This window comes from Streptomyces sp. NPDC096012, assembly GCF_040426375.1.
GTDB lineage: Bacteria > Actinomycetota > Actinomycetes > Streptomycetales > Streptomycetaceae > Streptomyces.
Map to the genome: position 1 here is coordinate 131,943 of NZ_JBEOTD010000002.1, position 11,320 is coordinate 143,262.

Annotated in this window: 8 protein-coding genes and 1 tRNA gene; 1 reads left to right on the forward strand and 8 read right to left on the reverse strand. The window is 69.4% G+C overall.

What is annotated here, in order from left to right:
* The first annotated feature begins 328 nt into the window (after positions 1-328).
* Entirely contained in the window at positions 329-877 is a 549-nt protein-coding gene (locus ABVB68_RS02975) for a hypothetical protein (RefSeq protein WP_353599259.1), read from the forward strand.
* A 299-nt stretch (positions 878-1,176) separates the two neighbouring features.
* Here the strand turns inward: ABVB68_RS02975 and ABVB68_RS02980 are convergent.
* The 8 genes from ABVB68_RS02980 to dnaN all read right to left on the reverse strand — a co-directional run bounded on the left by ABVB68_RS02980 (position 1,177) and on the right by dnaN (position 11,204).
* A tRNA-Ile gene (locus ABVB68_RS02980) sits at positions 1,177-1,253 on the reverse strand.
* A 144-nt stretch (positions 1,254-1,397) separates the two neighbouring features.
* On the reverse strand, positions 1,398-2,123 hold the full coding sequence (locus ABVB68_RS02985; RefSeq protein WP_353599260.1) for a DUF3566 domain-containing protein: 726 nt from the start codon (positions 2,121-2,123) through the stop codon (positions 1,398-1,400).
* A gap of 19 nt (positions 2,124-2,142) precedes the next feature.
* A complete protein-coding gene (gyrA, locus tag ABVB68_RS02990) occupies positions 2,143-4,740 on the reverse strand; it encodes a DNA gyrase subunit A (protein ID WP_353599261.1) in 2,598 nt (865 codons plus the stop codon).
* Between the two features lie 42 nt (positions 4,741-4,782).
* On the reverse strand, positions 4,783-6,840 hold the full coding sequence (gyrB, locus tag ABVB68_RS02995) for a DNA topoisomerase (ATP-hydrolyzing) subunit B (RefSeq protein WP_353599262.1): 2,058 nt from the start codon (positions 6,838-6,840) through the stop codon (positions 4,783-4,785).
* Positions 6,841-7,237: 397 nt separating this feature from the next.
* The gene (locus tag ABVB68_RS03000; protein ID WP_353599263.1) at positions 7,238-7,804 is read right to left on the reverse strand and encodes a DciA family protein; all 567 of its coding nucleotides are present in this window, start codon (positions 7,802-7,804) and stop codon (positions 7,238-7,240) included.
* Positions 7,801-8,922 (reverse strand): DNA replication/repair protein RecF, encoded by a 1,122-nt coding sequence (recF, locus tag ABVB68_RS03005; RefSeq protein WP_353599264.1) that lies wholly within the window; start codon positions 8,920-8,922, stop codon positions 7,801-7,803. Before recF ends, ABVB68_RS03000 begins: the two co-directional genes overlap by 4 nt.
* A 64-nt stretch (positions 8,923-8,986) precedes the next feature.
* Positions 8,987-9,862: a phosphogluconate dehydrogenase (NAD(+)-dependent, decarboxylating) gene (gene gnd, locus ABVB68_RS03010; RefSeq protein WP_353599265.1), complete on the reverse strand. Its 876-nt coding sequence runs from the start codon at positions 9,860-9,862 to the stop codon at positions 8,987-8,989.
* A gap of 211 nt (positions 9,863-10,073) precedes the next feature.
* Complete coding sequence (dnaN, locus tag ABVB68_RS03015) at positions 10,074-11,204, reverse strand: DNA polymerase III subunit beta (RefSeq protein WP_353599266.1); 1,131 nt, start codon at positions 11,202-11,204, stop codon at positions 10,074-10,076.
* Positions 11,205-11,320: the final 116 nt, after the last annotated feature.

Sequence of the window (11,320 nt, forward strand, 5' to 3'; positions counted from 1 at the left end):
GGGCACCGGAAGGTCCGGACGGCCCTAGACGGTCCACTGGGCGCGGAGCGACGTTGGAGGAAAGAGGCCCGCGTCTGCCGGGTCGCGGACACCGACGGATCAACTCGCAGAGGTGATGACCGTGTCCAGGACAAGCCGACGGACCGTCCGCGTGCTGGTGGCACTAGTGGTGGGCGGCACGGTGGTCGCCGGATGCACGGTAGACAGCACCATGTCCAGCCGTGCCGCGCTTCGCCCGGCCGCCGCGCCAAGCCCGTCCGGCGGCGATTGCTGGAGGTCGGGGACATCGGGCGACGACTGGGACAACTGGGACTCATGGGGGCCCGGCATGGGGCCGGGCATGATGGGCGACAACAACTGCTCGTGGGGCCATGGCATGAGGGGCGGCCACTACTGGCAGCGCGGTGACGGCACCCCGGTCAAGACCCTGGACCAAGCCCGACACCGCGCCGACGCCTTCGCTCACCGGCTCGGCCTACGCGTCGGCGAGGTCATGCAGTTCTCGAAGAACTTCTACGCCGAGCTGAAGACCCCCTCCGGGAAGCTGGCCACTGAGGTCCTGGTCAACCCGGCCGACGGTGACACCGGGATCGAGTACGGCCCGGCCATGATGTGGAACACCGACTACGGCATGCACCCTCGCGGCCGGACACAGACCCGGTTCTCCCCCGACCAGGCCCAGCACCGTGCCCAGCGGTGGCTGCGTGACCGAGGCAGCGACCTGACCGCCGACAAAGCCGAGGCGTTCCCGGGCTACTACACCCTCCACACCATGCGCTCCGGGAAAATCAACGGCATGCTCTCGGTCAACGCCTCCACAGGCGCCGTGTGGTACCACACCTGGCACGGCACCTACGTCGGCACCAGCGAGCACTGATACGGGGCGGAAGCCTCGGCACGTCCAGCCTGGTGGGCGACGGCGCCCCCTCCCTCCCGGTGCCGGCCGGTCCCCGCCGGAGGCACTGTTCCGACTGTGGCCGCGCTAGCCGGTGATCCACTCATGGCCACCGGCCCATCCACACGGTCAGCATGACCATGGGCGCCTCCACGCACATGGTCGGCGTGAGCGGGAAGCGGTCGGCCTGCTCGCTGGGCTTCTGGAAGATCCACGCGTCGGCTGATGTCAGTCGTAGATGTCAAAAACCCCCAGTCGATATCGACTGGGGGTCTTCTCGCTGGTGGGGCTAACAGGATTTGAACCTGTGGCCTCATCCTTATCAGGGATGCGCTCTAACCAACTGAGCTATAGCCCCGCCGCGCTTTGCGGTGTACGTCCCGCGCGCTGACTCCTGAAGATTAGCGCACGACCACGTCAGTCCCAAAATCGGTTGTCGGGGGACCATCAGGTCAGGGGCGCGCGGGCCGTTTCTCGTCCTCCGCTCAAGCCGCGCGGGACGTCACTCGTCCTCCGCCAGCGTCAGCTCGATGCCGCCCACGAAGCCCGCGGAGAGGTTGTAGACGAACGCGCCGAGCGTCGCGAGCGCCGTGGCCAGGACCACGTCGATGACCGCGATGATCGTCGTGAACATCAGGACGTGGGGGAGCGAGAGGAACGCCTGCAGGTCGAAGCCGTTGGCCTCGTTGGAGCCGGTCGCCTCCGAGATCGTGCCGCCCACCGTCGAGAAGACACCCATCGCGTCCATGACCATCCACAGCACCGCCGAGGCGACGATCGTGCAGATGCCGAGCGCGATGGAGAGCAGGAAGCTGACCTTCATCACCGACCACGGGTCGGCCTTGGCCACCCGCAGCCGGGCCTTGCGGGTCCGCGGCGCCGTGCGGGCGCCGGTACGCGGCCGGCGCACCGCACCGGCGGGAGCCTGCGCCGGATAGGCCTGCGGCGGGTGGTACGGCCCGGCGGGCTGCTGCGGGCGCCGCTCCCCGGGGAGCGGTGACGCCGGCTGGGCCTCACCGGCCGCGGCCGTGCCTCGGGTGTCCGTCACAGTTCCCCCCTGGGGTTCCCGGGTGCCGGCGGAGTCCGCCGCGGACGCCTTCACCGGTTTCAGATTGGTCGTGTGCGGGTCGTTCGCACTCTCCGCACGCGCGGCGGAGCCACGGGCGCCGCCGTCCGTCTCCGTACCCGTGGAGGTACCGGCCGATCCGGCGCCCGTGGCTCCGCTCACGATGACTCACTCCTCGTGCCTACTCGGCCGAGGGTGCCTCACCCTCGTCCGTGCCGGTGGTCTCGGCACCCTCGGCGGTCTCGTCCACGGCCACGTCGCCGTCGACTTCCTCCGCCTCGCGCCCGGCCTCGGCGTTACGTGCGATACCGACCACGGCATCGCGCTTGCCCAGGTTGATCAGTTGGACGCCCATGGTGTCACGGCCCGTCTCCCTGATCTCGTTGACTCGCGTACGAATCACACCGCCGGACAGGGTGATGGCGAGGATCTCGTCGTTCTCCTCGACAATCAGCGCGCCGACGAGCGAGCCACGGTCCTCCACGATCTTGGCGGCCTTGATGCCGAGGCCGCCGCGACCCTGGACGCGGTACTCGTCGACGGCGGTGCGCTTCGCGTACCCACCGTCCGTCGCAGTGAACACGAACGTACCGGGTCGGACGACATTCATCGAGAGAAGCTCGTCGCCCTCGCGGAAACTCATCCCCTTGACGCCGGAGGTGGCGCGGCCCATCGGGCGAAGGGTGTCGTCCGATGCGGTGAACCGGATCGACTGCGCCTTCTTGCTGACCAGCAGCAGGTCGTCGTCGGCCGAGACGAGTTCGGCGCCGATCAGCTCGTCGTCGCCGCCGTCCTCCCGCTCGCGCAGATTGATCGCGATGACGCCGCCGGAGCGGGGCGAGTCGTAGTCCTTCAGAGGCGTCTTCTTGACCAGACCCGACTTGGTGGCGAGCACCAGGTACGGCGCCGCCTCGTAGTCGCGGATCGCGAGGATCTCGGCGATCGCCTCGTCCGGCTGGAAGGCCAGCAGGTTCGCCACGTGCTGGCCGCGCGCCTCGCGGCCGGCCTCGGGCAGCTCGTACGCCTTGGCCCGGTACACCCGGCCCTTGTTGGTGAAGAACAGCAGCCAGTGGTGCGTGGTGGAGACGAAGAAGTGGTCGACGATGTCGTCCTCCTTCAGCTTCGTGCCCCGCACCCCCTTGCCGCCGCGCTTCTGCGCCCGGTAGTCGTCCGTCTTCGTCCGCTTGACGTAACCGCCGCGCGAGACGGTGACGACGATGTCCTCCTCGGCGATCAGGTCCTCGATGGACATGTCGCCCTCGTACGGGATCAGCTTGGTCTTGCGGTCGTCGCCGTACTTCTCGACGATCGCGGCCAGTTCCTCGCTGACGATCCCGCGCTGGCGGACCGGGGAGGCCAGGATCTGGTTGTACTCGTTGATCTTCGCCTGCAGCTCGTCGTGCTCCTGGACGATCTTCTGGCGCTCCAGGGCGGCCAGCCGGCGCAGCTGCATCTCGAGGATGGCGTTGGCCTGGATCTCGTCGATCTCCAGCAGGCCCATCAGGCCGCCGCGCGCGATCTCGACGGTGTCGCTGCGCCGGATCAGCGCGATGACCTCGTCGATGGCGTCCAGGGCCTTCAGCAGACCGCGCAGGATGTGGGCGCGCTCCTCGGCCTTGCGCAGCCGGAACTTCGTCCGGCGGACGATGACCTCGATCTGGTGCGTCACCCAGTGGCGGATGAACGCGTCCAGGGAGAGGGTGCGCGGCACGCCGTCGACGAGCGCCAGCATGTTGGCGCCGAAGTTCGTCTGCAGGTCGGTGTGCTTGTACAGGTTGTTCAGGACGACCTTGGCGACCGCGTCCCGCTTGAGGACGATCACCAGGCGCTGACCGGTACGCGAGGACGTCTCGTCGCGGACGTCCGCGATGCCGCCGATCTTGCCGTCCTTCACCAGGTCGGCGATCTTCTGCGCCAGGTTGTCCGGGTTCACCTGGTACGGCAGCTCGGTGACCACCAGGCACTGACGGCCCTGGATCTCCTCGACCTCGACCACCGCGCGCATGGTGATGGAGCCGCGACCGGTGCGGTACGCCTCCTCGATGCCCTTGCGGCCGACGACGAGCGCGCCGGTCGGGAAGTCGGGGCCCTTGATGCGCTCCATGAGCGCGTCCAGGAGCTCCTCGTGGGAGGCCTCGGGGTTCTCCAGGCACCACTGGGCGCCGGCCGCGACCTCGCGCAGGTTGTGCGGCGGGATGTTGGTCGCCATGCCGACCGCGATGCCTGCCGAGCCGTTGATCAGCAGGTTCGGGAAACGGGCCGGCAGGACGGTCGGCTCCTGGGAGCGGCCGTCGTAGTTGTCCGTGAAGTCGACGGTCTCCTCGTCGATGTCGCGGACCATCTCCATCGACAGCGGCGCGAGCTTGCACTCGGTGTACCGCATGGCCGCCGCCGGGTCGTTGCCCGGGGAGCCGAAGTTGCCGTTGGAGTCCACCAGCGGCATGCGCATCGACCACGGCTGGGCGAGGCGCACCAGGGCGTCGTAGATCGAGGAGTCGCCGTGCGGGTGGTAGTTGCCCATGACGTCGCCGACGACGCGGGCGCACTTGTAGAAGCCGCGCTCGGGGCGGTAGCCGCCGTCGTACATGGCGTACAGGACGCGGCGGTGGACGGGCTTGAGGCCGTCACGGACGTCGGGCAGCGCACGGGACACGATGACGGACATCGCGTAGTCCAGGTACGAGCGCTGCATCTCCGTCTCGAGCCCGACGGGCTCGACGCGCATCGTGACTTCGCCGCCCTCTTCCGGGGTGGTGGCGGGAGTGTTCTCGTCGGCCATTGCTGGTGAAGATCCTTCCTGGTGCGGTCAGCTGAGACCGACTCAGATGTCGAGGAAGCGGACGTCCTTGGCGTTGCGCTGGATGAACGCGCGGCGGGCTTCGACGTCCTCGCCCATCAGGACCGAGAACAGGTCGTCGGCCTGGGCGGCGTCGTCGAGGGTGACCTGGCCGAGGACCCGGTGCTCCTGGTCCATGGTGGTCACGCGCAGCTCCTCGGCGTTCATCTCGCCGAGGCCCTTGAAGCGCTGGATCGAGTCCTCGCGGACCCGCTTGCCGCGCTGCCGCCCCAGTTCGATCAGCGCGTCGCGCTCGCGGTCCGAGTACGCGTACTCGCTGTCGTCCCGGCCCCACTTGATCTTGTACAGCGGCGGCCGGGAGAGGTACACGTGCCCGGCCTCGACCAGCGGCCGCATGAAGCGGAACAGGAAGGTCAGCAGCAGGGTGCTGATGTGCTGGCCGTCGACGTCGGCGTCCGCCATCAGGATGATCTTGTGATAGCGGAGCTTCTCGATGTCGAAGTCCTCGTGCACACCCGTGCCGAAGGCGGAGATCAGCGCCTGGATCTCCTGGTTCTGCAGGATCTTGTCGATCCTGGCCTTCTCGACGTTGAGGATCTTGCCGCGGATCGGGAGGATCGCCTGGTACTGCGGGTTACGGCCGGACTTGGCCGAGCCGCCGGCGGAGTCACCCTCGACGATGAAGATCTCGCACTTGGTGGGGTCGTTCGACTGGCAGTCGGACAGCTTGCCCGGCAGCGACGCCGACTCCAGCAGACCCTTGCGGCGGGTCAGGTCGCGGGCCTTGCGGGCCGCCACGCGCGCGGTGGCCGCCTGGATGCCCTTGCGGATGATGTCGGCGGCCTCGACCGGGTTGCGGTCCAGCCAGTCGTTCAGGTGCTCGTAGACCGCGCGCTGCACGAAGGTCTTGGCCTCCGTGTTGCCCAGCTTGGTCTTCGTCTGGCCCTCGAACTGCGGCTCGCTCAGCTTGACCGAGATGATCGCGGTCAGGCCCTCGCGGATGTCGTCGCCGGTGAGGTTGTCGTCCTTCTCGCGCAGCAGCTTCTTGTCGCGCGCGTACTTGTTGATCAGCGACGTCAGCGCGGCGCGGAAGCCCTCTTCGTGGGTACCGCCCTCGTGGGTGTGGATGATGTTCGCGAAGGAGTACACACCCTCGCTGTAGCCGCTGTTCCACTGCATCGCGACCTCGAGGGACAGGCTCTTGTCCCTGTCCTCCGCCTCCAGGTCGATGACGGTGGGGTGAACCGCCTCCCCCTTGCGGGAGTTGAGGTACTTCACGAAGTCGACGATGCCGCCCTCGTAGTGGTACGTGACGGTCTTGACCTCGTCCTTCTCGTCCGCACCCGCCTCGTCCGCCCCGGCGGTGGCCTTCGCCGACTCGCGCTCGTCGGTGAGCCTGATCGTGAGGCCCTTGTTGAGGAACGCCATCTCCTGGAAACGCCGCGAAAGCGTCTCGAAGGAGTACTCGGTGGTCTCGAAGATCTCCGGGTCGGCCCAGAAGGTGACCGACGTGCCGGTCTCGTCCGTGGCCTCGTGCTTGGCGAGCGGGGCCGTCGGGACGCCCATCTTGTATTCCTGCGTCCAGCGGTACCCGTCGGTCTTGACCTCGACGGAGACCTTGGACGACAGGGCGTTCACGACGGAGACGCCGACACCGTGCAGACCGCCGGAGACGGCGTAGCCGCCGCCGCCGAACTTGCCGCCCGCGTGCAGCACGGTGAGCACGACCTCGATGGCCGGCTTGCCCTCGGAGGGCACGATGCCCACCGGGATGCCGCGGCCGTTGTCGACGACGCGCACTCCGCCGTCGGGCAGGATCGTGACGTCGATGGTGTCCGCGTAACCGGCCAGCGCCTCGTCGACCGAGTTGTCGACGACCTCGTACACCAGGTGGTGCAGACCGCGCTCACCGGTGGAGCCGATGTACATGCCGGGCCGCTTGCGGACCGCGTCCAGCCCTTCGAGCACGGTGATGGCGCTGGCGTCGTAGGAGGCGGAGACTGCGACAGGGTCTGCGGCCTGGCCGTTGACGCCGGCGTCGGTGGACGGGATGTTCTCGTTGGGGTTGCCGGAATCGGCCACGAAGCGCCCTTTCTGGCACAGCACGAGCCGGGCTCGTCGGCAGGTTGCCGGAGCGGCTGCGGCATGTTGCGTTGGTAAGCCTTGATCAGCGTTGCTCAGCTTTTCCCGGGCGGTCCCCACGTTGGGGCGGGATTGTCTTCCAGTCTACCGGTAGCGCTGACATCGATGGGGGTTTGCGGGCACCTGAGTCCCCATGTGCCGCCCTCAACCGGTCTCGGCCGGGTCCCGATATACGGATGGGGGCTTCAAGGGGCTCACGGCGGCACTCAGCCCTTCGAGCCGTCAACCCTTGGCTACCGGGGGGTCAGATGGCGGTCCCATGGCGATCCGGTGGACGTGCGCCCCCATGTGTGCGGGTACGACGAGGCCCCGGAGGACCCTCACGACGTGAGGTACATCACCCGTACGTATCGCCCGGTCCGGTGCTCCCGGGGGCCCGCAGAGGGCCGTAGCGGCGGGCCGGGCCGCCCGGGTTGAGCACCTTGATCATCCGTACGCTGCCGTGGCCGAGGTCCTCGTTCAGCCGGGCCACCAGCGTCGGCGCGAGCACGCGCAGCTGGGTCGCCCAGGCGGTGGAGTCGCACTGCACCGTCAGCACGCGCTCGTCCTCGTCGTACCGCTGCGGCACGCAGTGCTTGGCCAGGTCCTCGCCGACGATCTCCGGCCAGCGGCCCATCACCCCGCCCACCGCCGCGGGGGTCTCCCAGCCGCGCTCGTTGATCAGCCGGTTGATCGCCGAGCCCAGTGCCATGGGGTCGCGGCCGTCGGCGCGCGCGCCGGAGCGCAGACCGCCGCCGCGCCGTGCCTGCTTCTTCTGCCGGGCCGCGTCCCCCCGCGCGCGTGCCTGTTCCTTCGCGGCGCGCAGTGCCACACGCGCGAGGTCGACACCGGAGGGTTCCGGGCCGGCGGGCCGCTTCCCGCCGGAGCGTTCCTTGTCGTCCCCTGCGGGTTGCCCGGTGCTCATACCCGCTCCACCGTCCCGCCGGCCACGGCGTACCGGGCCCCGGCCAGCACCTGCGGGACGTCGTCCTCCACGGCGGCGGTCACCAGCACCTGCTCACCGGGTACGACCAGCTCGGCCAGCCGCTCGCGGCGGCGGGCGTCCAGCTCGGCGAAGACGTCGTCGAGGATCAGCACCGGCTCGTTCCCCTCGGCGCGCAGCAGGTCGTACGAGGCCAGGCGCAGCGCGAGGGCGTAGGACCAGGACTCGCCGTGCGAGGCGTATCCCTTGGCGGGCAGCTGGCCGAGTTTGAGCAGCACGTCGTCCCGGTGCGGCCCCACGAGGGTGACGCCCCGCTCGATCTCCTGCTTGCGCGCCTCCGCCAGCGCCGCCGTCAGCTGCGCGTAGAGGTCCTCTCGCGTGTGGGCCTCGCCCGGCGCCGACGGCCTGTACTCCAGCGCGACGGGCCCGCCGCCGGGGGCGAGCTGCTCGTACGCCTTGTCGGCCAGCGGCTGCAGCGCGGCGATCAGGTCCAGACGCTGGGCGAGCAGCTCGGCAGCCGTCCGCGCGAGGTGCTGGTCCCACACGTCGAGGGTGGACAGGTCCATGGACCGGCCGCCGTGCCGGCGCGCGAGGGCCGCGGTCTTCAGGAGGGTGTTGCGCTGTTTGAGCACCCGCTCGTAGTCCGACCGCACACCCGCCATCCGCGGCGAACGCGCGGTGACCAGCTCGTCCAGGAACCGCCGCCGCTCCCCGGGATCGCCCTTGACCAGCGCGAGGTCCTCGGGGGCGAACAGCACGGTCCGTACGATGCCCAGCACGTCCCTCGGCCTGACCTGCGAGGACCGGTTGATGCGGGCGCGGTTGGCGCGGCCCGGGTTCAGCTCCAGCTCGATCAGCTGCTGCCGCTCGCCCTGGCGGACCTGCGCCCGCACCACCGCCCGCTCGGCGCCCATGCGGACCAGCGGGGCGTCGGAGGCGACGCGGTGGCTGCCGAGCGTCGCCAGGTAGCCCACAGCCTCGACCAGGTTGGTCTTGCCCTGGCCGTTGGGGCCGACGAAGGCGGTGACGCCCGGGTCGAGCGGGACCTCGGCCCGGGCGTACGAGCGGAAGTCGGCCAGCGAAAGATGCGTGACGTGCATGGTCGTTTCGCCGACCTCCCCCAGAGTGGTGACGGGCTGTGGATCGCGGGGGCGACCCTGTGGACTACTTCTTCTCTACGGCGTGGCCGCCGAACTGGTTGCGCAGCGCGGCGATCATCTTCATCTGCGGCGAGTCCTCCTGACGGGAGGCGAACCGCGCGAACAGCGACGCGGTGATCGCCGGCAGCGGCACCGCGTTGTCGATCGCGGCTTCCACAGTCCAGCGTCCCTCACCGGAGTCCTGTGCATAACCGCGCAGGCCGTCCAGGTGCTGGTCCTCGTCGAGGGCGTTCACCGCGAGGTCCAGCAGCCAGGAGCGGATGACGGTGCCCTCCTGCCAGGAGCGGAAGACCTCGCGGACGTTCTCCACGGAGTCGACCTTCTCCAGCAGCTCCCAGCCCTCGGCGTAGGCCTGCATCATCGCGTACTCGATGCCGTTGTGGACCATCTTCGCGAAGTGGCCCGCGCCGACCTTGCCGGCGTGCACCGCGCCGAAGTCGCCCTCGGGCTTGAGCGCGTCGAAGACCGGCTGCACCTTGGCGACGTCCTCGGCGGCCCCGCCGTACATCAGCGCGTACCCGTTCTCCAGGCCCCAGACGCCGCCGGAGACGCCGCAGTCGACGAAGCCTATGCCCTTGGCGGCCAGCTCCCCGGCGTGCCTCTCGTCGTCGGTCCAGCGGGAGTTGCCGCCGTCCACGACCACGTCACCGGGCTCCAGCAGCTCACCGAGCGCGTCGACGGTCGCCTGGGTGGGCTCGCCGGCCGGGACCATCACCCAGACCACGCGCGGGGCGCTGAGCTTGCTCACAAGCTCTTCCAGGCTGTGGACATCGGCGAGGTCCGCGTTGCGGTCGTATCCGATGACGGTGTGGCCCGCGCGGCGGATCCGCTCGCGCATGTTGCCGCCCATCTTGCCGAGGCCGACGAGACCGAGCTCCATCAGTTGTGTCCTTAGGTCGCTGTGTGGCGTGGAAGGCACCTTCGTGCCGAACCGAGCCTAGACCCGGACGCTCATGCACAGCTGTGGGCATACGCGCTCAAACGAACCCACCTGACCTGGGGAGTTCCGGTCCGCGCCGGCCGGCGGCACGGCCTTGGCACCTCCACAGCGCCGGGCACCCACAGGGGACCTCCGGCGCTGTGGACAACGCTCAGCCGCTGAGGCGCACCGGCATGATCAGGTACTTGTACGCGTCGTCGGCCTCCGCGTCGAGCGCGGGCTTCCCGCTGAGCAGCGCGGGCTTGGTGGACGTCGTGAACGACAGCTGGGCCACCGGGGAGTCGATCGCGCTCAGGCCGTCGAGCAGGAAGGTCGGGTTGAAGGCGATCGAGATGTCGTCGCCCTCCAGCTGGGCGTCGACCCTTTCCACAGCCTGTGCGTCGTCGCTGGAGCCGGCCTCCAGGATCAGCACGCCCTGCTCGAAGCTGAGCCGCACCGGGGTGTTCCGCTCGGCGACCAGGGCCACACGCTTGACGGCCTCCACGAAGGGGGCGGTCTCGATCACGGCGACGGAGTTGAACTCGGTCGGGAACAGCGTGCGGTACTTCGGCAGGTCGCCCTCGAGGAGCCGCGTCGTGGTGCGCCGGCCCGCTCCCTCGAAACCGATCAGGCCCTCGCCGGCGCCGGAGCCCGACAGCGCCAGCGTGACGCTGTCGCCCGCGCCGAGCGACTTGGCGGTGTCCAGCAGCGTCTTCGCCGGGACCAGGGCGACCGCGGAGGCGTCCGGGTTCTCCGGCTTCCACAGGAACTCGCGGACCGCGAAGCGGTAGCGGTCGGTGGAGGCCAGGGTGACCGTGTCGCCCTCGATCTCGATGCGCACACCGGTGAGGACGGGGAGCGTGTCGTCACGCCCGGCGGCGATGGCCACCTGGGACGCGGCGGCCGCGAAGACCTCACCCGGCACAGTGCCGGTCGCGCTCGGCATCTGCGGCAGTGCCGGGTACTCCTCCACAGGCAGCGTGTGGAGGGTGAACCGCGAGGAGCCGCAGACCACCGTCGCCCGTACACCGTCTGTGGAAATCTCCACCGGCCGGTTGGGCAGGGCACGGCAGATGTCGGCGAGCAGGCGGCCGGAGACGAGGACCGTGCCCTCCTCCTCGACCTCCGTCTCGACGCTCACCCGGGCCGAGACCTCGTAGTCGAAGCTCGAAAGGCTCAGCTGGCCTTCCTCAGCCTTCAGCAGCAGGCCGGCGAGGACAGGCGCCGGCGGACGGGCCGGGAGGCTGCGTGCTGCCCACGCCACTGCCTCCGCGAGTACGTCGCGTTCCACCCGGATCTTCACCGTAAGCCGCCTCCTGCTGTTGCTACTGAGTCCTCCGACTCGGTGTCACCGCCCACTGCGAAGGGCAGGACACCGGGGACCAGTCTGACGCACCGCACTGACAGTAGGTGCCGGTC

Excerpts from the sequence above, each read along its gene's own strand:
- gnd (WP_353599265.1), bottom strand. The coding sequence starts at position 9,862 with ATGGAGCTCGGTCTCGTCGGCCTCGGCAAGATGGGCGGCAACATGCGC.
- gyrA (WP_353599261.1), bottom strand. The coding sequence starts at position 4,740 with ATGGCCGACGAGAACACTCCCGCCACCACCCCGGAAGAGGGCGGCGAA.
- ABVB68_RS02975 (WP_353599259.1), top strand. The coding sequence starts at position 329 with ATGGGGCCGGGCATGATGGGCGACAACAACTGCTCGTGGGGCCATGGC.
- recF (WP_353599264.1), bottom strand. The coding sequence starts at position 8,922 with ATGCACGTCACGCATCTTTCGCTGGCCGACTTCCGCTCGTACGCCCGG.
- ABVB68_RS03000 (WP_353599263.1), bottom strand. The coding sequence starts at position 7,804 with ATGAGCACCGGGCAACCCGCAGGGGACGACAAGGAACGCTCCGGCGGG.